Here is a 24,567-nt window from a genome sequence, read left to right as displayed (position 1 = left end):
TCTACTGACTTCTCTCGATCCTTGACGCTTTCTTCCTCCCGGCCCGCGCCTCGAGTTCCGGATATTCATCGAAAATCACCCGCCGCGCAGCCCTTCTATATCTGCGGACTACACCTTGGATGATGTCCCGCTTTTCAGCCGGGTCCATTGCCTCATCATAGGGTTCCGACAGATCATCCTTACCCGTGACGATATCGTTCAGCACCTCAAGCAATGTCCGGTCGCCATATCGATCGGCAAGGCCGTCCGCACCCATTTGAGAGGGCCTGGTTCCGCCTTGAAGAAGCACATACCGATTGTAGATGTCCGGGTCGTTGCGAAGGCCAATTGCCTCACCGTCAATCGTAAAGGTCTTACTTGGCATTCCAATGAAATACCCGTCGCGCTGCATCGCCTCATCGATCGGCTGAGGCTTGAACTGCGACACATATAAGGGGCTGGCTGCATCATAGGCCTTGCCAAGACCGGATTCATACCGGATTTCCCTGCCCCAAAGATCACGCCTTGCCGGCAGATCCTCGGTGTAGCCGGGCGTCCTCCGCTTCATCGCCGTGATGATATCATGAGAGGCACGCAAGACCGGATCTTTGAAACGCGCAACTTCCGAAACACCGGAAGGAATGAAAGACGACGCAAACCGTTCCAGGTATGAGGGGGCAAACCGCTTCGGATCGTTCACCGCCTCCAGGAGCAGGGAAACCCCCTGCATGTACGATTTCGATGTGGCGTTCTCCGCGACCGAGAAGACAACTGCCGCCATTGCCTCCTGCAGTTCGGCCCCGGTGTTTTCGTCAAATTCAGCGTTGTTGGTGAACTCCGCGATATCACCGCCGATCCCGAAGAGATAACCGAGAGGATCAACCCGATTGAAGGCAACCCAATTGTCACCGATCTTCACTGAATAGGGTTGGAAGCCCTGCCTGCGCCAGTTCTGCTTTTCCGAAGGTTTCTCCGGACCTGATCCGGTCAGGTGGCCGCGCATGCCAAGATCAATGGCATAAAGTGTTGTGGCTGTCCCGAGCGCCATACGCGACCGCGCCAGGTCCGCCTTGGCGCCACCTTCTGCAATCGCCGCACGGTAGCGCCGGGTCAGCGGCGCAATCGGTGTACGCTCGAATGTGTAGTTGAGGATTTTCCCGGGCGTGTTCACGAACGGAACGATGTAGCCAAGCACCGGATATTCGCTCCTAAGAGCCATGATCTTGCGCGTGAAGGCTCCTGGCTCATTGGTGAACGTCTGATATGCGGCGGTGTAGGCCGCCTCCATCCGGATGCTTTCAGGCGGATCCGCGATTATGTCGGCCAGCCGGGATTTGAAGTCCTCACGCGCGATATTGCCGGCCTCCAATTCCCGCGCCGCCTGCCGGTAGGCCTGAGCGTGAAGCTCAGAGCGATAACCCATCGTCTTGAAAAACTCATCGGCTGTTTGAAGACCCCGGCCCGGAACGTTCACCACGGCGCCCAGCGTGTCGACCGCACGCCCGTACCAGCTTTCAGACCTCAAATTCCAGTTGGTCGAGGAGATCGCCCTTGTGCGCCCGGCCTCGATCTTGTTCACGCCGAATCCTGTTTGCCCCGTCCTCAGCGTCTTTCCGGCATTGCGGAACGCATCGCCAATACCAGTCATCAGACCGTGAACCTGAGAAAGGACTTCGCCGGCCACAACGCCATCGGTGTTTCCAGTCAGTTGGCCGATCCTTGCTGCGGCATTACGCTCAATCAGCGAGAGGCCAATGACTGAAGTGTTTGAAATCGCGTTGACCAGATGCGTCTTTGGTCCTGAAAGGATCGAGTTGATCCAGTATTCGTGGATGCTGTCGAATGATTTCGCAAAGACCGATTTTTCAACAAAGTTGGTCAGCCCAACCGTGTTGCCAGATCTCGCCAATATGGCGATACGGTCCGCAAGCTCACGCGACACGCCAAGACCTCCAGCGACATTCAATGCCTGGTCGATATCGCGAAGGATTTCCGAATTTCCGCCTGCCGGCATACGCCACTGTTGAAGCGCCCTTGCTGTTTCAGTCCGGGCGGCAATGACTTCCTTCTGGATGGCGTGGTGCGTTGCCAGCATTCGGCGGAATTGAAAGAGGTTCTCCGGCGTCGGCGCTTCGGATGCGCGTTTCGCCAACTCGCCAAGCGCATTCCCGGAAGACACCCACAATTCGCGTGCGGCAAGAGACTGTTCTGCGTTTAATGTTTCGCCCTGTCGCCGGGACATAAGCAGTTCCCAGGCGTCGATATCTTGACTGGAAGCGCGGGTTTCGATGTTTGAGCGAACGCCGCGCCTCGCTTCATCGACTTCCTTGGAAAATGCCGACGCCGTATCCTGGATAACTCTCTGGATATCGTCAGGCGTATTGATGCGGGCGAAATTTACAAAGACGTCAGTGTTCTCGCCGATTTCGCTCAAACCCTTTTCCGGATGCAGCGCATGCGCGGCAACGTCATCGGGAACACCCGTGTTGGTTTCTGCACCGGCCTGTTTGAGCTTCGTGGTGAATAGCGGCGCATCCTCCGACGCCTGTTTGACAAAATCGAGATCGCCGGACGGACGGACCAATTCTTCAACGGGCGTGCTCTTGACTGCTTCGCCTTGTCGAATTGCGCTGCTGCCATTGAGTTTCAATTTCTTGCGAAAAACACCGAGTGCTCTGAAGAGCACTTCACCCAGACCAGCAGCCACTCCACCGAGCGCCAATCCTTCAATGGCGTTTTTCAGCCGCCCCTCAAGCTCGGGATCATCCTCATCCGACGCAAGATAAGCCGTGACCGGATCGCGAAGTCCCGGCCATTCACGAAGCAGATCGGAAAGCCTCTTGTCGTGACCGTCAAAGGCGGCAAAGTCTGCTATCGCTCCGGCAGTAAGAGCCCTGCCACCCGTACCCACTTTTCCGGCATTGCCGAGAAAACCCGCCGCTTTCAGTCCCTGCGAGGCTTTTGCATATGGTGCGATGAACTGCGCAATGACACGAATACCTGACCCTGTGGTCGATTCTGCCTCCGGTGTCGTCGGGATTTTGGGCGGATCAGCTTTGACATCCTCGGGCGAATGCCAGCCGGGATTGAAGTTCCAGTCCTTGTCAAACAGCCGCGGCCCACCGACGGGAAATTTCTCATCGAGGATCCCGCCCAGATCAAGCACGGCCTGGGCCGCATCGAGCAACCCGCCGGCAACCTGCCCCGGCGCCTCGACAATCCCGCGCCCGACATCACCCGCGACACGCTGCCAAAGAGGCGTTTCATCCGGATCGCCGTCAGACGGCAGTTCGTCATCGCGTATTTCCAGAAAGGACGTGTCCGGAGCAGACTTTTCACCCTCCCCGGTCGACCCGAACATGATGAAATCGTCATCCTCGACGTTCACCAGCCACTCAAGATTGTCGCGGTCGATATGCTGTTGCGTACGCTCCTGTATGGCCACGTCCGAACGATCGGTGTCCGGTGCGTCCGCAGGCAGGTCACCCGGCACAGCGTCGAGGCCATCTTTCAGGATGGTCAAAGCGTCCGTCATGGATTTTCCTTAAGATGAAGGTTGTTGTGTGGCACTTTTTGCCGGTTACGACCGTTCGGTTACGCCCAATTTATTATCGAGCTATATGGGATTGACTCGACCACAGCGTCGAAAACAGAATTCGGCATGTCCTTAGAATTGAGTCAGCTTCACAATTTGTTGGCACGCCGACTGGCGTCAGTGCATGTTGGGTATCTTCCAACAGAGGTTCGCGTTCATATGGGTGCGCAACTGGATTTGGTTTACCTATCCAGTGCATCACTTGAGCATATTCTTGAGAAGCATGGTGATGTCGAAATGCTTGATTTGTTGGTGCTGCCAAAATTGCTAGAAACTGGTTTGTGGATTGGGGACCGCCCCAACACCTGCAGCATTGCTTTTCAACATCCTGACGATGGCAATCGCTACATCTCAGCCATCAAGTCTGCTGCGGATGGATATGAGCACTACATCACCACATTTCATCGTTGCGGAAAACGACAAACCAAGAGCCTGTTAAAACGGGGTCCGGTGTTGCGAAAGCACCTGTAAAACCATGAAAGCAGCCCCGAAGGACTGCTTTCAGTTAGATCCGTACGGTAGGGCCTGCCAGGAACCCCACAATGCGCTCCCAATCCGAGAATTGGTGCTACGGCCGGCAGAATTTCACCGTGTCACATACGGGCATTTGCTATAACCCTCCAGAGCGAAGATAGCGTTAATAAGGCTACAAAAATGTAGGCACTTTGCCAACACGCAACGGTTGAATACAATAAATGGTTGTTTTTTGTGTCATATTCCCTGAACGAAGTTATCCACAACCCATAAATGCAACCGAACACGTCGACCAATTCGATTCGCATTCAGATTATGGCTGGCTTTCCTCATTCTTCAGTCTGTTGTGCCAGATGCGCAGCAATGCTGCCCGTCTAGCGAGTTCGCGCTTGCTGATAATCCCCATCTCGATGGCCGTGTTGAGGCTCGCGTTATTCGGATCGCCACCCGTTCGCCGGAGTTCTGTTTGTGTCTTGAGAATAATGTCCTGAATGATGTTTTTTCCCAGCTGTTGGACATCAGCAGCGGTCGGGTTCTGAATTCCCTCAAGACCCGGCGGCACGGGTAGTTGGTGATCACCGGCCCCGTATCGAACCTTCCGATAATCAGCCACCAGTTGATCCGCGAATTTGCGCGCCTCCTCTCGGGTTGCTTCCGGGTTCGCAACGAGCCAGTCGTCAAAGTCATTGATCGCGTCCAGTTGCCTCGAATAGTACGATTTCGGATCGTCCATCGATGGCGCAAGCATCTTACGGACATAGGACCGGTGCTGGCTGTGAAAGGACGGTCCTTCAATCTCGTTTTCCCGGGCCGAAGCGCGCGAGATGATCTTGGAGAAAACGTCCTTGGACACCTGCCCATCAAGGTAGAGCTCGCGCACTTCTTCACGCGCCAGCTCCGGGTTTTCCTCGACCTGATCGAGCAGCCGAACATAATCCTCCGGACTGGTCTTTACCGTGGCGTTCTGGTTCGGATTGGCCGCGGCCTTCATCGTCTTGTAGTCGCTGACGGTCAGAACATCCCGGTTCGCTTCAACCCAATCGTCTGTGATTGTGTCGTCTGCAATAAGCTCATAGCCGGTCTTTCGAATGTCCTTGTTGAGTTCATCAAGGAAATCATCATTGTCGGCGCTGACGACTTTAAGAGCGCTGTTACGCAGTGTTTGATATCCCGCGAACGACAAGTCATCCGGAATGTCTTCCGAAAACCCGACCGGTGAGCCTTGGGCAAAGGCAACTGCATTCGACAGGCGCGATCGGTAGCCGTGCCCGTCGCGCGGCTTGCCGGCCGTCCAGCCTTTCGGGCGCTCATACGAGATGAATGCTGCGGTTGCCTCATCGATTGTCTCTGCTGAACGCAACCGCTTGTGGGCCGCCGTTTCGGAGGTCCTCAGCTCATGATCGATGAACGCAAGCTGGATATGGAAATCGCGCCAGTCGGCCCGATTGACCGCGGCGAAATCCTTGAGCGCCTTGTGACGCTTGCCGCGCCACTGAGCCAGACCAAAGGCGGTTCCGTTGTCACCCACAGCACCGTGAGGGCGCATCCCGCTTTCCTGAATGAGATTGCCGACAATGCCGGCAGCCTGAACTCGGGAATAGCCTCGGCCGATAAAGAATTCCATCGCAATGTTGCCGCGCTGCTGAACACTGCCAGGGAGTTTCGATGCACGTATTGGGCCCGCATAGCGCTCCGCATAGTCCGGGTCATTGCGCATGCGCGCCATTTCGCGCGTGAGGGCCGCAAGCTCAATCCAGTCCTTTTGAAACTTCAACCGCTTGTTCGTGGGCAGCCCGGCCCCGAGATCATCGATGAGCTTCAAGCCTTCCTTTTGGATTGTCTCATGGTTTTCCGGGTCCTGGTCAAGAAGGATGCTGAGTTCATCCATTTTTGAGGAAATGACACGCTCGGAAAACGAGTGGCTTTGCTGTCGTTCGATACCCGCTGCCTTGAGATCGACGCGGCCGGTTACTGCTTCGGAGCGTGCCGCAAATTCCTCCCTCAGATTATCCGGCAGGCCTTTGAGAAAGGTATCACGCTTTTTGTTGAATTCCTTTTGAACGCCCAACAGAAACCCCTGCCCGGCTTCATCAATGTTCTCGTACCGAGACTGGATGATTTCACTGCCCTGCAGACCCAATGCATCCAGCCCGGCAGCAGCCTTTACACGTGCAATCTGGTTTTCGCGGCGAATGAGGTTTTCACCGACATCCGCCACAGCCCCGCCAAGCGCGGCGGCGGCCTGCGCGCCGGCAGCGGTAAACCGCGGCTGAGGCTTTGCGCGCCTGTCGGTGTCCAATCCGCGCTGTGCGGTGTATTGAGGAACCCTAGCCATTAGGTTGCGTACACCCCTCCCCAATTTATCCGGGAAGCACCCTTGATTACCGGTGCGATTGCCAAGATGGGAGCCGCTGAGCGGGTATTGGCAGCGTTCACGCGGGCGGTCTTCGATTTGTAAATTTCGTTGTCAGATCTCAATTCAGCGCCATAAAGGATTGAGCTCACTTCAAGGGCAGCCTCCGCTGCGCTGTCATCGATGATATTTCCGGCGCTGCCGTCGATCTGAACACCGGACGCAGCGAAGTTTGCGACCTGCTGTCCCTGCAGACGCCGTGCCTTGTCGCGAGCCCTGTCGGCTTCGAATGCGCCGCGCTGGCGTTCAATCGCCGCCTGGCGCTCACTGAATTCGGCTTGCGCTTCAAGGCTCTTTGCCTGGGCACGCGAACTTTGGAGCTGCGCAAACCCTGTCAAACCAGCGCCCACTAGTTTCAGAATGCCACCAAGACCAATACCGCCACTGGCTGCGGCGCCAGCCCCGGCCGCCGTTGCGGCTCCAGCCCCGGCGCCGCCAGCAAAAAGGCCACCAATCGCGGCAAAAAGCGGTGGGCACATCTACGGCTCTCCCTCAATTCCGGCAATCAGCGCGCGGATTGTGGCTGGATACCCCTTGTCGGTCCGCACCACGGCCACGCCGCCATTGCCCCAATTGTCTTCTGCACTCAGCTTCTGCACACCGGATTGCTGTTGCGGAACACTTCCAAGGCTTTCCGTCGTCTGCCGAAACAGATATTCAAACTGCTTTTTGACGGTACCGGCCTTGATGTAGACGGTCTCCATCAGATCCAGCGCCACAGACACAATCCGCATGCGCCGCCCGAGGGCCGTTCCGTCCCGGTTCCCGGATTGCGGAGCCCGCAGCGTCTTGGCATAGCTCTCGTACCGCAGCCCATAGGTTACCTTGTCGGCGGACACCGAACCCGGAAGCGTGAAAGAACCACTGGAAACGGTCGCATCCCCGATATCGACGCCATCGGCCAGAATGCCGACCGTCTCGCCTTCCAGATGACCGGCGCCGGTTATCGAGGTCATGCTCGAGCCTGTTACGGTCACCGAGCTGTCAAAGAACACACCCTCGTCAACTGCATTTCCATCAAAAGGGTCTGCCAGATATTCGACGTATCGCTTTGTCACGCCATTGATGGTGCGTTTGACGATCATCCAGAGGCGGTCACCGGTTTCGACCGGCACCGTGACAGCGGATTCCACAACACCGTCACCCGCCGCACCGCATGCAATCTTGTGCCGCGTGACGCCAACAACTTGCTGATCTTTTTCATAGGTCGTTGCAACAAGCGTGCCGTCCGCCAGTCCGCACCAGATCAGGCTCTCGGGAAACTGTTGATAGGCCATGAAACTGATGCCCGCTTTGAAGGCGTGCGATGACAGCACAGTCAGTTCTGGTGAGAGATATCCATTCGCCTCAAACGAATAGGCAAATTCCCGCAGAGAAGATTTGTGAAACCCGGGATAGATCAGGTTGTTGCCGATCGTCACCGGCTTGATAGATGCTGACCCGACTGTTGTTTGCTGGCGTTGTTGAACGTTCGTTGACGAAAACGCCTCTGTGGTTGCGGCCGGTCCGAGGGTCCGCATGGAACCGTTGGTGCCAATGGCCAGGTCAACGCTTTCCTCGATGAAGGCAATGGCGTTCAGTTTCCCGCCCGTCATGGTGATCGACATGCCATCCGACGCTTCAACGGGCTCGCTCTGTCCGAAATTGTCGAAATCGAGTGACTTCGAAAGCCAGGCAGTCCGCGGCTGGGTATCTGTTCGACCAAATGCAAGCCGCTCCTGGTAGAAACCGACATTGTGCGGCCATCCAGCTTGATCACACCAGGCACCCAGCGCCCAGACCACAATTGGTGACGTATCGGGCAGCGCATGGCCGTGCATGCGGATCTTTACAACCGTCGTTGAAGTCCTTTCCGTAATCTCGGCCCATCGCCATTTACCGTCACTACCGAGAAGGTGGATCAGCCGGCCGACATCGGAGGCCTGGAACCCGGTATCATTGTTGATACCAGTGACAGCCGATGCGGTAAGATTGAATGGTGTCTGGTCGCTCGCCTTTTGATGAATGGCAAGTTCACCCATTCCCGTACTGAGTGCATCCGCTCCACCACCACCAGAGAATTTGATCCGATAATACTCATAGCCGTTGTTGTTCTCGAATTCGAAATACCGTGCCTCTGAGAATGACCAGCCACTTTCTTTGTCGCGGCTATCCAACGTGACCCAGTTAGTGCCGTCGTTCGATCCCTGAAACTCCCACTGCGTGAAGAAATCGACGCTGGTATCCTTGGGCGATACCAACCAGTAGGCGTCAGCGATCTTCTGAGCGCTGGCTGCAAACTGATACTTCAACCAGCCAGATGCTGTAGTTTCCAATTGAACCGCTGTTGCTTTGTCCCGATTGAACATCAGGTAAGCGTTTCCGCTTCCATTACTCGAACTTACCGTCCCGCTTGGTGCGGTATTGTTGGTCATCAGCGGAGTGATGTGGCCGGTTTCTGCCGGTGTCAGTGTGGTTGAAGTGGTGTTTTCCTCCAGATACGGCCCGTCCTGAAAATCGAACTCAGCAAACGACCAACTCGTTTCGCTGGCCCGCCTCAGCTCCCGCGGATGATAGGAACCATGAGCCATGTAGAGGACATCGGCGCTTTGCGTGTAGTCGATCGACCCGATATCGGCCAGGGCGAAGGGCGAAACGATCTCGTATGGCGAACCGCCGCTTTGAACCTGTCCGGTCAGCGCATAGAACCGGCAGTAGGCGTCACCGTGCTCAACCGCGTAGGCCTGCGTTTCGTTGAAGGCGAAGGGAAACAGCATCGTTTTATCGGCGCTGTCCTTCACCTCCGCTACAAAGACCGTTCCCGAGCGTCTGCGAATGCCTCCCTGTTTGAGAACATAGAAATTTTCGCACTTCGCCAACCCAAGCCGATAGTGTTCGATATCAACACGCCCATGCAGGGCCGGTGCAATCTCACCACGCGTGAAAGAAGCCTGGATGGGGTAAACTGTCATCTCACCCTCGAACGGCTATCACGTCATTTGTATCGGCGCGCTCGAGCGATCCTTGCAGCCCATCAACCCGCTTGGCCCGTTTCAATTCGCTTTGAAAGCGGTCTGCCGCGAACTGCGCATAGCTCGCCTTGCCCGTCACGGCATGGGCGAGATTGGCTGCAAGGAAGGCAGCAAAGGCAGTAACGGAAAGCGGCGTCCATAATCCCAACTCCGATACACGGCGCACATAGCGGATCTTGAGCGGTGCCTTTTCATCGGTGAGAAGAAATCCGCTCTCGAGCTCATGCGGAATGTTTGCGCCGTCAAACTCGCCATCACATTTGAGAGGCAGCAGACGCAGACAATCGCCAGGGATTAAATACCGATAGTCCCATCCAAAGGCGGGCGCCGTCGCATCGGCCGGAAGGCTCACCCTGCTTACCGCGAAGTTCCACGGATGGGCCGCAAGGAAGGCATCGCGCAAAGCATCGAAATTCCGCTTGAAGCGCCGCGCATTGGGCTCATCGTCTTCAATCGAGGAAATCGGCCCCTCGTGCAGGATGTCCAGCGCCATATTGCAGACGCCGGTGACCGTCATCGCTGATGTCATGATACGCCCCTAGAGCAGCGCCAGAAGGTTGGTGGCGGCTACGGTCGTATTGGCTGTCGTTACCCGCGTGGCGGCGACGGGTAATGCGGTTCCGGCCGGTATGCCCTTGAAGACCGCAGTCGAACCGTCAGCCAAGATCACAGACACATCACCGGCCGCACCGACATAGACAGCCCGCGACGTGAACAGGAAATCCGCGTCATAGGTCACGGCATGCGCCGAGCGAAAGGGTGATTGAACATCACCGCTTTTGTGCTTGAACGGATCGTTGGTCATGCCGCCAGTCCCAGTTCACGATACTGCGCAATCAGCTTGTCCCGGCCGGTCTTCGGATGCGGTGCCTTGCCGGAAGTTTCCTTGATCGCGGCACGCAATTCCTCATTGGTGAGCGTCACTTTCAGCGCTTCCCGTTCCGCCTTCCGCGCCTCAAGGGCTGCCTCAGCGGCGGCCAGATCGCGCTCGGCGTGAATTACTGCGGTATCGGCCTGGCGCTCTCGCTCCTCGGCTTCGCGTTGCTCGGACTTTGAAAGCGCCGCACGTCGGTTATTTGCGCCGACTTTGGCAACATCATCGGCCAATTTGAGCCGTTTGACCCGAGCCCGGTCATCACGCTTTGTCAGGTGCTCAATCGCCCTGGCACCCTGCTTATTGCGGCGGATTGCGTTCAAACGAACGACTTCGGCGCCATCAAGCACCTTTCCAGCTTTCGCCATTGTTCCAATCTCCATTGAAATGAAAACGGGGGCCGAAGCCCCCGTCATTGTCCTCAGACTACCGAACCGGATCAGCCGGCGTTCACATCCAACTGGGCGAACTTGATGTTCTTGCGGGTGTAGACCCGATCCCAGTTGGCTGCGTTGGCAAGCTCGGTTTCAGTCGGCGAAATGCCGGCGCAGGACGAATCCGTCCACTTGACGCCGCGCGGATGCAGGATGCAGTGCCGGCGGGTGACCATGGACGTCTGACCGCCACCGTTACCCTTGAGAGGTTCACGGTCATACTCAAGCGCCTGTTCAGCATCGAGCGCGGCCGAGGCGTAGCCGAACGCACCGCGGCCAAACAGGTAGCAGGTGTATTTGTCGGAGTTGGTCCCCGACGTCACCGGCATCTGATCGTCAACAATGACCAATCGACCCTTGTAATACGGGATTTCCTTTTCAAGCTTGGAATCCTGAACAAAGTCGATGTCGTCATTATCCTGAACAGACAGGAAAACGGATGAGTGCATGGCAACCGCCACGATATCACCCAGCCGGTCGCCCATTGTCTGGCAGGCACGGTCGAAAGCAGAACGCGAGAACTTGTTGGCCGCCGTTGGCGAGGCAACATCGGAATAGACCGAATAGATCATGTCCGAGCTGTCGTTTGCCGCGTTGTCAGCGAACAGGCCCTTACAGGCTGCAATGAGCATCGTCTGTTCGGCGCCCATCCAGTCTTCGGAGAGGCTTTTCAGGACATGGCCTTCGGGGTCTTTACGGTTGCCCGTTGCGACCATGCCGGCCAGATCCATGTGGGAATAAGCCTTGGCCCAATAGTGCTTGACCGCCTGGTCCTTGTCCGCCGTCACCTTGCGCGGCGTGATGCTCACCGTGTCATCATCGGAGATGATTTCCGGCGCACCGCGGGAAAGGTAGTCCCAATACGGCATGTTGATCAGCCGTCCGCCTGCATTGAGCTGCGACTGCACCTCTTTGGGTGGAGATTCGAGGATGCCGGAACGCACAAAGATATTGCGCTCTGGAAACTCTTCCTCCATGTACGCCAGATAAACCTCCGGCGTGATGACATCGGTTCGTTTGGTGGTAGCCATTGTTCAGTCCTTTCGTGAATGGCCCGCCTACAGCCGGTAGGTCTTCGGGTCTTTGCCCGCTGCCTTGATCAACTGCTTGGCTAAGTTCGGGTCATCGCGAATGATGGCGTTCTGCTTGCCCCAGTCCTTGGTGTCGTCGGCAAACGGGTTCTTGTCGGCGTGTTCGCCTGTTATCAGGCTGTCTTCCGCAAAAAGCTGTTTCCCGACTTTCGACAGGGCAAGGATGATATTTGGAGCCACAACCTGATTGTGCTCGTCTATGGCGCCGAGTTCCTGAAGTTCAGCTTTCAGGGCGTCACCGCCCAGGCCTTGAATGGCCTTGTGAAAGTGCTCCATGCCCGTTTTATGCGTTTCGCTGTCCGGGGCACCCCATTCCGCTTTAATCGCCTCAGAGGCTTTCAGGACAATGCCTTCGTAAGCTTCATCCGTCGCCGCCTTGTTGGCTTCCTGCGCCTTGACCGCGTTCTCAACGAACCAGTCATGGGCCTTGGCCGACAATGCGGGAGGCAGTTTGCTTTCAAACGAGAACTCGCGCCACGCATCAGCAAATTCGCTGTCGTATGGCACGTTCTCGGGCATGTTTTCGGGAACGGTATACTCGTAACCGTTCGCTTCCTTCGGCAGGAGGCGTTCGGTCGCCTTGTCATAGAACGATTGGACATCCTCGGCGCTGGCGTCTTTACCGGGCACCTTGATGGATGATCCGATCAGGCTTTCCATCTCGCGGGATTTGGTGACCACACCGGACAGCAGTGCTGCCGGGTCATCGGCCTTGATCCCGTTCGCTTCGATCCATCCCCGGCTACCTTCATCAAGACCGGAAAGGAATTCGCTGACATTGGCGTTCGACCCTTCGCCGCCATTGCCGTTGCCGCCTTCTGGGCTGCCCGTGTCTGCGGACCCATTTGGTTGCGTCATAGTGTTTTACCTTCTTCCTTGGTTGCAAGCGTCTCTGCTACCGCCGCCCGATAGAGCGCCGACAGATCGCCATCAGCGCCAAGGCCGAGACGGATGATCCGGGCAAAAACCCGGCGCATCGCGTTTGCCTCGCGCAATGTTTCCGCAGGGGTGTTTTGATCCTGCGAAAAGAAAAAGCCTGTGAAAGACGCCAGATCCGCCAGCACCATTTGCTGATCCTCCGGCGTGTGACCACGGCCAAAAAAAAGGCGCTCGTAAGCGCCCTGTAATTCGTTCAATGCCTCCGCGTCCCGGCGCTGGCCTTGAGCCTTGCCGGTTGAAAGCGATCGATATGTTTCGGTCATTGCCCGGTCAGCGCCTCACTGAGAGCTGCACCACCCTCGCCGGCAGCTTGTGCTGCTTCACCGCCGCCCTTGACCATCTCGATCAGGGCTTGCATCTGCTCGGCCTGCGCGTTGTTCTCGTTGGTTGCCTGCGCTTCCTCTTTCGGCCTGAATATCTTGGCCGGCGCGCCGTGGATGTCCTGGGCGATCTCGAGCATTTCATCCATATCGAAACGTTCGAGCACTTCCGGTTTGCCCATCTGCGCCATCATGCCGCCGAGTTCTAAGACGCGCTGCATGCCGACGACTTCGCCCATGCGGCGCATTTTGTCGAGCGGGCCAGTGAAGGAAACGCCGATATCCTGCCCTTGTAGGCTTTCGGGCGGCTCAAGACGGTTGCCAGGACGGAAAGCACCCAGATCCTCGATAATTCCGAACTCACGATCAACCATCCACGCCAGCCCCTCTTGAAGGGAAAGACCGGAAGGACCGAGCAGATCGCCCTTTTCCTGCGCGCGGATGGCCGCTTCCGTCGCCGTCATCTGCGGGTTCTGGATGAGGATCTGCCAGAGATTGACATAAAGGCTCTCGCGCAGCTGGTTCTGCTTTGCCTCGATCACGGCGCGGGCGAAATCCGGCCGCTGTTGCGTGATGATCGGCTTGATGAGCAATTCGCCCTGTTCGCTCAACATCCCCGGATTTGGGGCGCCCGGGTTGAGGTTCGGGGTGTTGGCGCTGTCATCCCGTTGAGCGGTTGGCGGGTTCACCCACTGCTGTGTTGCGATGTACTCCTGTTTCGACAGCATATTGACGGATTTGATCTCCGACAGGGCCAGCGAAACCGGGCCTTCAGCGTACGGGCCCTGATGCTCCCGGTTCCAGTGGAATACGATGAACGGAAAGCCGTTGTAGCCGCCCTCCCCAATCTGGTGCTTTTCATCAACCTCGATGTATCGGGACGCGAACGGCATGTTGCCGCGTTCGCCCTCAAGCCGCGGCTCCACCGCGTGAAGGATCTGAACCGGCGTTTCCTTTTTCTTGGCGTCCTCGGCTGCCTTCTTCACTTTGCCGGAACATCGATCGCCCCAGCGTTCAACACATTGCCGTGCAGTGCGGGAGAACAGCCGGTAATTCGTATCGACCACGCCCTCGAAGTTGGTCGCCAGATGGTTTTCCATCAACGGCACATACCGATATGCCACCGGATTTGCGATATTCGGAGACAGCGCTTGCTCCAGATACATGACTGCTGTACCAAACGCCGCCCTACCCTTCACCGCCGCCTTGCTCGCCAGCGTAAAGCCGGATTTCGGATTGTACCGCATGCGGAAGAAGTATCGGTTCACCTCATCGAACCAGTATTTTTCCGCATCTTCCGGATCTTCCGCGAACGGATCATTGCTTTTGAGCGTATGCCAGGTCGAGCTTGAAGGCATCACCAGCGAGATTTCACCTGCTGCCAGCCGGTCAATGGCCATCAGCGACGTGTGATCGTAGATGCTCGCCACGGCCGCGGTGCTGGTCGGCTGGTTCTGTATCTCGATGCTGCTCAGGAGTTCCTGATAAGCCATGTCCGGCGCCACATAGCGGGCGATATCCCGCCAGTGCGCCTCCCATGGCCTGCGGATCGCCTGCAGTTGCGCCAGCCGGTCGAGAACGCGATCGACAGACATCAGCCGCCCAGCTTGGTTGCGCCCTTGACGACAGACGAACCGAAGCCGCTGTCACCAAGAACCGATGAAAAGACATTGGCTCGTGAGCCACGAGAGCGACGGCGGCGCAATCGGGCCTCCTGTCTCAAACCTGCGTCCTTGTCGCGGGTAATGGGGTTTGGAACCGGCGGTGTTTCCGGCGTCTTTACACTAGGCATAAAGCACATTTTTCCATCTCCTGATTATCTTGTCGGGCACTCGGTCACACACCCATGCGTACAGATGGAAGCGCTCGCCATCCCGCCCCCACTGGTCGAGGGCACAGATACGCTCCGCACCGGCAGCCTCTAGCCACCTGTGAGCACTGACGTGCGTTTCGATGGTCCGGACCTCTATTCGCGTGATACCGGCCTCAAGCCATTCCGGGACTTTGTACGTGAACACGAACCGCGTAATCGCCGGAATGCAGCGCTCCATGCCGTCTCTGCCATAGGCCCAGCCGGTCAGAACGCCCGCCGATATCGTCTGAAACCCGAAAGCAGCCATTGGCAGGCCCTTGTAAAAGGCCGTCCATGCCTCACCAACCGCCAGGCTGTGCGCGGCTATCGCTTCCGGCTTCGTGCCGAGTGGCAACTGGCAATAGATTTCCTCACGGTCCCAGGCGCGCAGGTTCGCCGCGACATATGACACATCGCGCAAATTCGCCGGCTCTATTGTGATCATTTATCGACTTCTTCCGAAAAATGTCTGGCTGGTATAAGTTTTGAACTACATCTATAACTTGTGGGAGGCGCTTCGTTTGACGAGCGAAGTCAGTAAGTGGCTAAAGGGTTTCTGGTGGACTAGGGGTGTCTTTGCGGCAATCAGTCTGGTTGCACTTCTTCCCAAAATAGTAAACCTGTCTCGCTATGAGATCCTAAGGGCCATTCACGCGGCTATTCTAGCTTGGGATGTACTTGCAAGCAAAATTGGGGAAGCTGTCGGGGAACTATTTTTAATTCCGCCCATCCCAAGCACTATTGTCAACTTCGTCATTTTCATGACTACCATCGGTCTGCCCGTTGTTTTTGGTTCATACAAATTTGCCGGTCAGCTGCTCGAGCTATATTCGTTTATAGTCCAGAAGTCACGTCATCCAGCTTTTGGTGGGGCGGACATAATCGCCCGTGTTTTTATTAACGCTTTAACGAATCCGACAATCAAACAAATCCTGACGATTGTGGGAGCCGTAAATGTGTGCTTTCTGATGGCGTTACTGTACTATTATGCGATAACATTCAGAGACTTAGATCCAAGATTTAGAAGTGGATTCGATTTCTACTGGAATGTTACGGTCTCGCTCTTGGTCTGTTCAATTTCGTTCTACTATGGAGTTCGACGCGTTCCAGGCTTTGCACGGGGCTTGGTTACTGTCGCAACATTCTTACTGTGTCTTGAGGTGTTGTATTTGCTGCAAACACCCTACCTGACAAATGCGATCAACAGTTTTGCTTGCGAGTGGGCTGCGCATCCTGACGACAAAGATTGCAAAGCAAAAATCCCAGATCAAAAGCCTGCGAGCGGATCATAGGAAGACTGAGAACCGCCCTTTGCCCAGTTCACTTGTGGAGCCACGCTGACGTTCTCCGTTCTCACTGACTCCGCAAAGGTCAGAGCCAACGCGTCGGCCAAGTCCGGCGACAGCAGCCCGCGCTTTTTCATGTCTTCTTTCTTCTCAAGCTGAATGCGGTTCTGACTGTCGTACAGATAGTTCGGTGACTGGAGATCGATCGCCAGTTCATCGTCATCCGGTATCTCGCCCACATCGCGCAGCCAGTCACGCATCTTCGCCCACATCTCCGCGCGCTTGTTGCGATACCGCGCTGAATTACCCGCACGGGCACCGCCGTTGATGTCGATTACCTTCAATCCAAGCTGTCGCAGCCGGTCGACAACACCACCACCGACACCGACGCCATCGACAAACAGCGCGTGCGGCTGTTCTCTCCCGGCGATCTCAGTCACTTTCCCGGCGGTTTGCATTAGGTCCAATGTAGACCAGCGCCAGATCTTGTTGACCTTGTGCGCGTGTCTCGAAATCAGAACGGTTCTGTCATCGCCAAAGCGCGCCACATCCAATCCCATGATGCGCGGTCCTTCCGGCAATTCGCTCAGCCGCTCCTGCGCCATACGGATCACCTCACGCGAGATGAACTGCATGTCCGACTGATCGAGATATTCACCCAGCCAGGTGTGTTCATACTTGGCGCGGTCCTGTTCCCGGTCGCGCTCCATGTCCGCGCGCAGCACTTCGGGGAAGAACGGGTTGTCAGAATAGTTCGCCCGAACCACGATGGCGCCGGCCGGCTTCTGCTTCCTCAACAACCGGTCAATCGGATCGGTTGGGTTCTCTGGGTTCCAAGAAAACCACAACTCACTCTCAGGCATGCGTATCGTTGGCGTCAGAAGGTCCAGACTGCGTTGCGTGACTGTCTGGGCTTCCTCCACCCAGGCAACATCAAAGCCTTCCAGCGACTTGATGGAGTTGGCGTTCTGATCCTTGAGCCCGCGGAAGGCAAAGAGACTTCCATTCGGCCCGCGTATCTCCCTTTCTGTCACCTCGAAATAGTCGCCCAGCCCGTATGCCTGGATCTTGTCTTCAATGAGCTGCTTGACCGAATCCTTGATGGAGTTCTGCACTTCACGAAGGCAGACAGCGCGCGTCCGCTGCTTGAGGGAACGAAGACACAGCAGACCGCCGAAGAAATGCGACTTGCCCGAGCCACGGCCGCCCCATGCGCCTTTCCAGCGCGCCGGCTGAATGAGATGCTGGAAGACCTCCGGAAACTGAATGTCCATCAGATTATTTGTCTGGACCTTTGAAAGTCACGGTGAATTCGTGACTGATCGGCCCACCGCCGCTGCCCGTGACTTGCATTGGGAGAACTTTACTCAACAACGTTGCAAATGACGTCGGATGATCCTTTGCGAGGAACTGACAGTAGCCGGTAAGTTCGTCTGTCCCTTCACCATCGAGCCCATGATTGCGCGCGGCCTCAAGGATGGCGTGGCTCAACAGGCGCGTGTTTTTGTTCAGGACACCCTTTGGTCGACCAGGACCAGGAGCGCCTTGACCGATTTTCTGTTTTTTTCCTGTTTTTTTAACAGCCATCAGTGCAACCTCACCCGATCAAAGTCCGACATAGACACAGCCCACCATCCCAACTGTTCTGTTCCGCACACGATTGTCGCTGCCTCTTCCGGTTCGCAATCTTCACCCCATGCGTCGAACCAGTTTGTGACAGGGACAACTGCGCCGTTGGTGAGGGTGACGAAGGTGCAAGCGTCGTTCATATAGTTGATGTCGGCAGGATTGGTCATGGTTTTGCTTTTTTGGCGATCTGGCTGTTACCCTGACAACAATTCAACCCCATGAGGAACATTGTGATGAGTGGCAACAAAAGCGCTCCAAATTTGGTTATTTCAGCACTTACCGGTTTTGGTGGAGCAGACAACGGCAAGAACCTCTGCATCGGAATACGTGATCAAAACGGCGTCGATGCTGTGATCGTGATTCCGCATGTACTTGAGGGCGAATTCTTCACGCATCTTTCATCCGCGTCAGAGTACGCAGCCAAAGATCGGAGCGAACAGCCCCCCGCAGATTCCATCGCCGCATTGAAGGTGGATGGTTTTGGTATTGGGAAAGCGCCCGATGGGACTGCAGTCATCCAAATGAAGTTCGCAAACGGTATTGGGCTCAACTTCGCACTTGAGGAGAAGACACAAGCCGAACTGAGGAATATCCTCGATATCGCAGACGATATGACAGACCTACCAGACGGCACGCAACACAAAAAACACTGACCAACCTCTGACTGCATTGGGCCCGCTTCATCGCGACGGGCTGATCAACTCCCCACGCCATCAACCAATTAACTTGCATCGATTGATCCTGCGGCCCTTAATAGGTCACATCCATTATCTTCTATTTTGAGTTGAGCTCATGACAAAGGAAAATGAACCCAGTTACGAGGCATTTATACAGGATGACGTAGCCTTTAAGCACGCATGGGAATTCTACAGTCTTGCGGACACGATTTTACACAGCAGGATCCAGACCTCCATGATTGCTCAATCATTCCTGGTGGCGGCAACCGCGGTACTTTTAACGGCTTCAAATAGCGACGTTTTGATCAAATTATTTGGAATTGAGATCGGTATTCTCGGATTACTAATTACGTACTTCTGGAACGTGAAATCAATTGGCATTCACAAGAAAATGGTTCATCTGAGAAACAAATGGTTTAAAGGTCACGGCGGTACAATCTTCAAAGATTATATAAGAAAAGGCAGTGGAATGCCTAAAGACTCGGGGACCATTCTTAAACGTGATGTTCAAACTTGGTGGGCCGGTGCAACACTGCTGCTTTTTTGGACGGGAGTGGTTGCCATGTGGATCTACAAGTTAGATGTGTGCAAACGGGTTCCCAGTTTGTGCCCCTGGTAAATCAAGCACTTCTATCGATTTTTTAGAAGCCGCCGCCTCGGCATCGCTGGATCAACACGCGGCTTCGCGCCGGACGACATCCAGGCGTTGTCCTTCCGCTTTACAGACTTCTTCGATGTTAGGTGATTTGCGCGGATTCTCGGTTCGTTTTCGGCCATTGTCAACTGGACGGAGTGTTTTTTGTTCAAGTCGTCTGCAATTGCTGAACAAATTCGTTCGATCTTTCGGCGTAAAGTCCGGGTCGTAATGCCCATTCCAACGCCGAATTGGCGCACTGTCACACCCCGGCGAACCTTGAACCAGGACCACGCATAAATCAGCTTCCGGTTTTCTTCATCCGGCAGCGCATTGATCCACGTCCAAACCTCCTCCATACGATCGAGCGCATCGGGTGCCGGCTTGCGTCGGTATCGAGCTCTTGCCGGCGCCGCGTCCTGAAACATCCGGCGAACGGGCTCCGGCATTGCATTGCCATAGGCTTGTGGCCCACGGACTGGCGGACACAGCATGAGGGTTTCCGCGGCTTCCAGAATACGATATTCGACCTCTTTGGGCGTCCAGGCCTGATAGGTCAATTCGCCACCTCGAAAAGCAACATCTCCCTATCTTGAAGCTTGCTCCAAGCGGATTGATTAATCCAAAGAACCTCTATTCGCCGCCGGGCTCCGTCAGCCAGTGCAACACGTTCGACGCGATGCCACTTTGACAACAGTTGGTCGTAAAATGGAGTTGGGTATCCAGACAGGACAACCATTCCCTCTAGATCATCCAAGAAGACAAGCAGTTCACGATGATCAGCATCGGAAAGCTCGTGCGCATATTTGTGTTTTACGCAGTACTGGTTGCCTAGATTTCGGGTTTCGTGAACATAGGGTGGGTCAACATAATGCAGAGTGGTTGGCGCGTCGTGCTGACGCATGAGTTCAATCGCATTCTTATTTTCAATCACAACTCCTCGTAACCGTTCAACGAAGGCGTCCATGGCTGCTGGATAATTCCTCCAGTCATGTGCAGGTGTGGACCCCGATCGATTGCTGTTCGACCGGAATCCAGTTTTCTGGAAATTGGTGCCTGTGCTGCCAAAACCCATAAACGAACGAACAATGAGACGCCTGGCCCGCTCTACCGGTTCCTCAACCCGCTCATACGCGATACGAAATTCACTGCGAGCAAATGGCGTTAGCGACAGTGCGTTTTTCAGTGCAATTGCAGATTTTGGATGCCGCACAACGACAAAGAGGTTTACGACTTCATCATCCAGATCGTTCCAAATTTCGGCATAAGCACGTTGTTTTCTCATAAGGACAGATCCGGCACCGCCAAATGGTTCCACGTAAACCTGGTGTGCGGGAAAATGAGATAATATCCACGGCGCAAGCATCCATTTTCCGCCATGCCACCTTAATATGGGTCTTGCAGGGGCACTCAAAGCGGGAGCCCCTCTTGTATGTCATCCTGCAATGAGCGGTAGCGGGTGAACCGGCTTTCCCATTCGACTTTGGGTCTGAATGAAGGATCTCCAAACCTCACTTTCAGAGCGCCGATTTCAGCCTTCTCGCCCCATTTATCCATCGGGAACCGGTCATCGATCTTTCCATATTCCGCCTGATTGGAAGCCGTCGCCATCTGTTCGTTGCGGTACTTTTCAGCGCGGAACAGATACATGACCGCATCAAATGGCTGTAGGGCAGCCTGTCCGCCGTAAAGATCATAGACAATCGGCCGCGGGTTCAACCGCTTCATGCCAGCGCTGGACCGCTGTTGCAGCACCAGCACTGCTGCATTGAGCGCCTTTGCCAGGGATTTGAATTCCTGCGCAATCTGGCGGGCTTTTGTGCCCTCATCAGCCTGCTTGTTCTCGGGCGTGACTGTCCCGATATGATCAACCACAATAAAAGGCGTCTTGTTTGATTTCCGCCTTGCCTTCTTGAACCATGTCTTTGCATAGCCGGCCAATCGGGATGCGGTTTCATTGGTGCACTCGATCACTTCGAACGGCTTTGCGCCAAGTTCAAGCGAGAAGCTGTAACAATCCTCCCGCTCTTTGTCGGACAGATCTTTTTGCATCTGCCGGCGCAACTCAATTCCCAATTCCTGAGCCGCCATCTGGGCAACGCATTCGTGCCAGGACTGGTCATAGGACAAGAACAGGACCGGATGACCGCACGTCAGCGCGTGATTGATCTGCTGCAGGGTCAGACTGGTCTTTCCCTCACCGCTTGAGGACAGCAACCCGTATAGCCGTTTTGGCCTGAATACAGTGTCGGAGAGCACCTTTCCAATCTCAGACAGGCAAACCGGCACCCCCTCCCCGTCACGCGCGTCTGTGTCTTTGGAAATGGCCGTGAGGTAGTCACTGGCGATGTCGACACCGGAACGCTGCTCTTTTCCCGAAAGGTCTGCAATGGTTTGATCCAATGCAGTGCGCAGTGCATCGACTTCCTCGAGCAATTGCACTTCGTTCGACAGATCAAACCCGGCATCCATCAGATGATTGCCGATGATGATAGCCTGGCGCCGCTGATATTCGATCAAGACCCTTTGGGCATAATCCGGAGCATTGAGGATGTTGACCGCATGCGTGGCAAGGCGGGCAAGATATTGTGATGTGGTCAGTCCCTCGACTATTTTCTCTTCCGGAATGAGGCTCTTGACCGTTACCGTGTTGGCGATCTGCCCTCTGGCAATGAGGCCTGATGTTGCCTCGAATATCTTCGAGTGCAAATCCTCGCGAAAATGCTTCGGTTCGATGATCGACGACACGACATCAAAGGCGTCGTTGTTGAGCAGGACCGCTCCCAAGAGGGCTTGCTCTGCGTCCATATTTCCCGGCAGATCACGTTGCATGTCGCCCGGATGAACGTTCATGGCTTGAGCCCCACCGACGCTAGGATGCGCCTTTCGGCGCGCATGGCCGCCTTGTTGATACGGTAGCGGCTGTGCGCTAGCCAGATTTCAAGATGAGATCCAGGGGCCGGGTCTTGGACTTGTCGCATGAACTGCATTTCGCTCATGTGGCCCTTGGCCTTGTTACACCGCCGATCCGCGGCCGCGATGTTGTAGCCGTGATCCACACCGCCGTGTTTCCGGGGTATGACGTGATCTGCCGTGGCTGTCTTTTGGCTCAGCTTTTCCTTGCAGTATTTGCAGCGGCCCTTCTGTTTGGTGAGCGCGTCTGTCCGATGCGCTCGAATGAAGGCGCGGTCGATCCGGTTCATGTCGCCACCTCATAGTCACCTGGGCGCTCCAGTTCTTTCCGGCACGGCGGAATCCACACGAACTCGGTGTCGTAGCATCCGTGTTTCCAGATCAGCCAACAATATGACGTTGCCGTTGATGCCTTCTCATCGACACGTCCCTTGACCATCGGCACACGCTCGGTGAACTGCGCGATGATGTTTGGCCGGCGAACACTGAATAGCTCTTTGTGGCGTTGCTTACCCTCCAGAAATGAGGTCCTGACAATCGTTGCGACACCTTCGGGATGAAGCTCAAAAGCGCGTTGAATAAACTGCTGTGCGAGCCGAAACGGTGGATTGAAGATCAGCCAGTCATAACTTCTGGAAAGCTTGCTCTTGTCCGGCCACAGGAAGTCCTTCACCCTTTGCTGTCCGCTCCATCCATAGTCATAGACATCGGTGGCGTAGACCTTTCCAAAGTACTCCCTCAGCGGGCGGGTCATGTAGCCCCGGTTGCACGTCGGCTCCCAACACGAGCGGCTTTGAAAAAAATCCCGCGGGAAGTGGAAACCACAATCCGGGAACAAGACGTTCTCCATCAGTGCCCTGGTTGCCCAGGGCGGTGTTGGAAAATCATCAAGACTATCTTTCGGCTCGTGTCGCCGCTGCATAACGGCGGTGGATGTGTTCTGTGCCATCAAACCGCCTCACGCTTTGCGAGACGGTGCCGGAGCTCGCGAACTTCCTGCCGTAAACGCTGAACCTCGGATGTATCGGAGCCGTCCGGTAGACGGAGAACTTCAATTGCTCTCGCACGGTTGGAAATCCGACGAATAAATCCGCGTTCTTCGAGGGCGGCGATGATGTCAGAAACCCGCGATTTCGACACCACGCCCAGTGCTTCGCACATTTCGGAATATGACGGGCAAACCCCGTTCGCCTCGGTGCTGGCGTGAATGAAAGAAAGAAGCTCACATTGACGAACGGTCAGCATCAGGCAGCCCTTTCCAACATTTTCAGTTCCTGGCACCGGCCCTTCGCCCAGACGGCGATGATTGCGGCGTCTCGGCTGTCCATATTGCCACCAGAGATATTGAGCACTTCGCAGAACCGGCTGACACGCTTCTTTGGATCGCCTTGGATCGTTTTCGGAATCACCGACTGCCACGAGCGCGGCGCAACAAAAACGCTCTTGATGTTGAACGCCATCAAAAGCATCTGGGCGGCGCCAGCCAGATGGTTCAACTGCATGATCGTGTTGGCGTTGATGGTGGTCGTTTCTTCCTCAACCCCCATCAGAGTTTTCTTGGTCTTTTTGAATTGAGGAATGAAGGACAGCGGAGCCTCGATCGCTCCAAAATCAGGCTCATAACGCCTCAAAAGGATCGGCAGTTGCTTGCGCATCGAGATTGTCTTTTCGACCGCGTTCTTGCCGTCCAGTTTGATCGAGCCATGTTCGATGGAGGACTCAGGCTTATCTGTGGGGAAGAAGGCCCAGCCGGTCTTTGTGGCAACGTCCAAGGTCAAGATTTTCAAAGCACCCTCCCCGCGATAAATCCAAGGATGAATCCGGCGAGATGCCCCGCCAGGAAAACGGCAACGAGTAGTAAGACGAATTGCCAGCCGCTCATTCCGCGGCGACTGGCATGGGCTCGGTATCGCCCGCTTCCTCCTCAGCCTTTGCCGCGTTCTTCTTCTCCATTGCGGATTTCAGATTGTCGCGGAGAACCTGTTGGCCTTCCTCCCAGCCTTCGAGCCAGGCCTTGTCTTCATCGGTTCCTTTTTCGTGGGGAGATTCGCCGTTCTTGCTCTCGAGGCCGGCTGTCACGCCATCTGCTTTGATGCGTTCCATTGCAGGCGCGCGGTCCGCAAACAGGTCAGGCTGGAACTGCACAGGCATATTCAGCCAGTTGGCGATTTCCATCTCACGCTTGAGACGATCCGGAATGATCGATTGATCTTCAAGGTCGATCGCTCGGATGGCAAAGTCGATATCGCTCAGGATAATGCCGTCTGCCTTCGCGACCTTTCGCAGCCGCTTCTTTTCCTCGTTGGCCTTCTTGCAGATGTCAACCTGCGCCTGGACCCTCTTGAAGTGGTGGAAAAACAGAGCCTTGCGCTCGCCTTCGGTCAACTCGGAATTATGGCCTACCTCTGTCATGATGGTTCTCCTCGTTTTTGCTCAGGTCCGCCGC

The 24,567-nt window shown here is 55.6% G+C and carries 26 protein-coding genes and 1 pseudogene; 4 read left to right on the top strand and 23 right to left on the bottom strand.

Annotated features, from left to right (window positions below; genetic code table 11):
• Position 1 precedes the first annotated feature (1 nt).
• Positions 2–3,514, bottom strand: coding sequence for a hypothetical protein (locus tag ABVT35_RS07800; RefSeq protein ID WP_368465715.1), 3,513 nt, complete (start codon positions 3,512–3,514; stop codon positions 2–4).
• A gap of 219 nt (positions 3,515–3,733) precedes the next feature.
• On the opposite strand from ABVT35_RS07800, the gene ABVT35_RS07795 reads away from it, so the two are divergent.
• The gene (locus tag ABVT35_RS07795) at positions 3,734–4,045 is read left to right on the top strand and encodes a hypothetical protein (RefSeq protein WP_368465714.1); all 312 of its coding nucleotides are present in this window, start codon (positions 3,734–3,736) and stop codon (positions 4,043–4,045) included.
• Between the two features lie 316 nt (positions 4,046–4,361).
• On the opposite strand, the gene ABVT35_RS07790 is transcribed toward ABVT35_RS07795, so the two are convergent.
• The 12 genes from ABVT35_RS07790 to ABVT35_RS07735 all read right to left on the bottom strand — a co-directional run bounded on the left by ABVT35_RS07790 (position 4,362) and on the right by ABVT35_RS07735 (position 15,427).
• Complete coding sequence (locus ABVT35_RS07790; protein ID WP_368465713.1) at positions 4,362–6,383, bottom strand: phage tail tip lysozyme; 2,022 nt, start codon at positions 6,381–6,383, stop codon at positions 4,362–4,364.
• On the bottom strand, positions 6,383–6,940 hold the full coding sequence (locus tag ABVT35_RS07785) for a hypothetical protein (protein WP_368465712.1): 558 nt from the start codon (positions 6,938–6,940) through the stop codon (positions 6,383–6,385). Before ABVT35_RS07785 ends, ABVT35_RS07790 begins: the two co-directional genes overlap by 1 nt.
• Positions 6,941–9,412, bottom strand: a complete 2,472-nt coding sequence (locus ABVT35_RS07780; RefSeq protein ID WP_368465711.1) for a hypothetical protein — start codon at positions 9,410–9,412, stop codon at positions 6,941–6,943.
• Position 9,413: 1 nt separating this feature from the next.
• Positions 9,414–10,001: a hypothetical protein gene (locus ABVT35_RS07775; protein WP_368465710.1), complete on the bottom strand. Its 588-nt coding sequence runs from the start codon at positions 9,999–10,001 to the stop codon at positions 9,414–9,416.
• A gap of 9 nt (positions 10,002–10,010) precedes the next feature.
• Positions 10,011–10,277 (bottom strand): hypothetical protein, encoded by a 267-nt coding sequence (locus tag ABVT35_RS07770; RefSeq protein WP_368465709.1) that lies wholly within the window; start codon positions 10,275–10,277, stop codon positions 10,011–10,013.
• A complete protein-coding gene (locus ABVT35_RS07765) occupies positions 10,274–10,714 on the bottom strand; it encodes a hypothetical protein (protein ID WP_368465708.1) in 441 nt (146 codons plus the stop codon). The genes ABVT35_RS07770 and ABVT35_RS07765 overlap by 4 nt, the downstream gene beginning before the upstream one ends.
• A 71-nt stretch (positions 10,715–10,785) precedes the next feature.
• Entirely contained in the window at positions 10,786–11,811 is a 1,026-nt protein-coding gene (locus ABVT35_RS07760) for a major capsid protein (RefSeq protein ID WP_368465707.1), read from the bottom strand.
• Positions 11,812–11,838: 27 nt separating this feature from the next.
• Complete coding sequence (locus ABVT35_RS07755) at positions 11,839–12,729, bottom strand: hypothetical protein (RefSeq protein WP_368465706.1); 891 nt, start codon at positions 12,727–12,729, stop codon at positions 11,839–11,841.
• Positions 12,726–13,073: a hypothetical protein gene (locus ABVT35_RS07750; RefSeq protein WP_368465705.1), complete on the bottom strand. Its 348-nt coding sequence runs from the start codon at positions 13,071–13,073 to the stop codon at positions 12,726–12,728. The genes ABVT35_RS07755 and ABVT35_RS07750 overlap by 4 nt, the downstream gene beginning before the upstream one ends.
• Positions 13,070–14,725 carry a portal protein gene (locus tag ABVT35_RS07745; RefSeq protein WP_368465704.1) on the bottom strand — a complete coding sequence of 552 codons (1,656 nt, stop codon included), beginning with the start codon at positions 14,723–14,725 and terminating at the stop codon, positions 13,070–13,072. Before ABVT35_RS07745 ends, ABVT35_RS07750 begins: the two co-directional genes overlap by 4 nt.
• Positions 14,725–14,922 carry a hypothetical protein gene (locus ABVT35_RS07740; protein WP_368465703.1) on the bottom strand — a complete coding sequence of 66 codons (198 nt, stop codon included), beginning with the start codon at positions 14,920–14,922 and terminating at the stop codon, positions 14,725–14,727. Before ABVT35_RS07740 ends, ABVT35_RS07745 begins: the two co-directional genes overlap by 1 nt.
• On the bottom strand, positions 14,915–15,427 hold the full coding sequence (locus ABVT35_RS07735) for a hypothetical protein (protein ID WP_368465702.1): 513 nt from the start codon (positions 15,425–15,427) through the stop codon (positions 14,915–14,917). The genes ABVT35_RS07740 and ABVT35_RS07735 overlap by 8 nt, the downstream gene beginning before the upstream one ends.
• Before the next feature lie 76 nt (positions 15,428–15,503).
• Between ABVT35_RS07735 and ABVT35_RS07730 the strand changes: the two genes are divergently transcribed.
• Entirely contained in the window at positions 15,504–16,274 is a 771-nt protein-coding gene (locus ABVT35_RS07730; protein WP_368465701.1) for a hypothetical protein, read from the top strand.
• Here the strand turns inward: ABVT35_RS07730 and ABVT35_RS07725 are convergent.
• Entirely contained in the window at positions 16,250–17,542 is a 1,293-nt protein-coding gene (locus ABVT35_RS07725) for a PBSX family phage terminase large subunit (RefSeq protein ID WP_368465700.1), read from the bottom strand. The genes ABVT35_RS07730 and ABVT35_RS07725 overlap by 25 nt on opposite strands.
• 4 nt (positions 17,543–17,546) lie before the next feature.
• A complete protein-coding gene (locus ABVT35_RS07720) occupies positions 17,547–17,855 on the bottom strand; it encodes a hypothetical protein (protein ID WP_368465699.1) in 309 nt (102 codons plus the stop codon).
• Between the two features lie 275 nt (positions 17,856–18,130).
• On the opposite strand from ABVT35_RS07720, the gene ABVT35_RS07715 reads away from it, so the two are divergent.
• On the top strand, positions 18,131–18,550 hold the full coding sequence (locus tag ABVT35_RS07715; RefSeq protein ID WP_368465698.1) for a hypothetical protein: 420 nt from the start codon (positions 18,131–18,133) through the stop codon (positions 18,548–18,550).
• 139 nt (positions 18,551–18,689) lie between these two features.
• A complete protein-coding gene (locus ABVT35_RS07710; RefSeq protein ID WP_368465697.1) occupies positions 18,690–19,193 on the top strand; it encodes a hypothetical protein in 504 nt (167 codons plus the stop codon).
• An 11-nt stretch (positions 19,194–19,204) separates the two neighbouring features.
• Here ABVT35_RS07710 and ABVT35_RS07705 read toward each other — a convergent pair whose 3' ends face one another.
• The 8 genes and pseudogenes from ABVT35_RS07705 to ABVT35_RS07670 form a co-directional block, all read right to left on the bottom strand.
• The gene (locus tag ABVT35_RS07705) at positions 19,205–19,768 is read right to left on the bottom strand and encodes a DUF6362 family protein (protein WP_368465696.1); all 564 of its coding nucleotides are present in this window, start codon (positions 19,766–19,768) and stop codon (positions 19,205–19,207) included.
• Positions 19,765–20,622: a DNA adenine methylase gene (locus ABVT35_RS07700; RefSeq protein ID WP_368465695.1), complete on the bottom strand. Its 858-nt coding sequence runs from the start codon at positions 20,620–20,622 to the stop codon at positions 19,765–19,767. Before ABVT35_RS07700 ends, ABVT35_RS07705 begins: the two co-directional genes overlap by 4 nt.
• Positions 20,619–22,061, bottom strand: coding sequence for a replicative DNA helicase (locus ABVT35_RS07695; RefSeq protein ID WP_368465694.1), 1,443 nt, complete (start codon positions 22,059–22,061; stop codon positions 20,619–20,621). Before ABVT35_RS07695 ends, ABVT35_RS07700 begins: the two co-directional genes overlap by 4 nt.
• Complete coding sequence (locus tag ABVT35_RS07690) at positions 22,058–22,411, bottom strand: HNH endonuclease (RefSeq protein ID WP_368465693.1); 354 nt, start codon at positions 22,409–22,411, stop codon at positions 22,058–22,060. The genes ABVT35_RS07695 and ABVT35_RS07690 overlap by 4 nt, the downstream gene beginning before the upstream one ends.
• Positions 22,408–23,070: a methyltransferase gene (locus ABVT35_RS07685; protein WP_368465692.1), complete on the bottom strand. Its 663-nt coding sequence runs from the start codon at positions 23,068–23,070 to the stop codon at positions 22,408–22,410. The genes ABVT35_RS07690 and ABVT35_RS07685 overlap by 4 nt, the downstream gene beginning before the upstream one ends.
• An 83-nt stretch (positions 23,071–23,153) precedes the next feature.
• Positions 23,154–23,366, bottom strand: a pseudogene (locus tag ABVT35_RS07680) (LexA family protein); the annotation flags it as partial.
• Complete coding sequence (locus ABVT35_RS07675) at positions 23,366–23,908, bottom strand: hypothetical protein (protein WP_368465691.1); 543 nt, start codon at positions 23,906–23,908, stop codon at positions 23,366–23,368. The pseudogene ABVT35_RS07680 and the gene ABVT35_RS07675, both read right to left, overlap by 1 nt.
• Before the next feature lie 91 nt (positions 23,909–23,999).
• Positions 24,000–24,533, bottom strand: a complete 534-nt coding sequence (locus tag ABVT35_RS07670) for a hypothetical protein (RefSeq protein ID WP_368465690.1) — start codon at positions 24,531–24,533, stop codon at positions 24,000–24,002.
• Positions 24,534–24,567: the final 34 nt, after the last annotated feature.

It is taken from the genome of Hoeflea sp. TYP-13 (genome assembly GCF_040932035.1).
In the GTDB taxonomy this organism is placed as follows: Bacteria; Pseudomonadota; Alphaproteobacteria; order Rhizobiales; family Rhizobiaceae; genus Hoeflea_A.
Note: the sequence above shows the minus strand (reverse complement) of the source record. Positions and strands in the feature narration are given on the sequence as shown.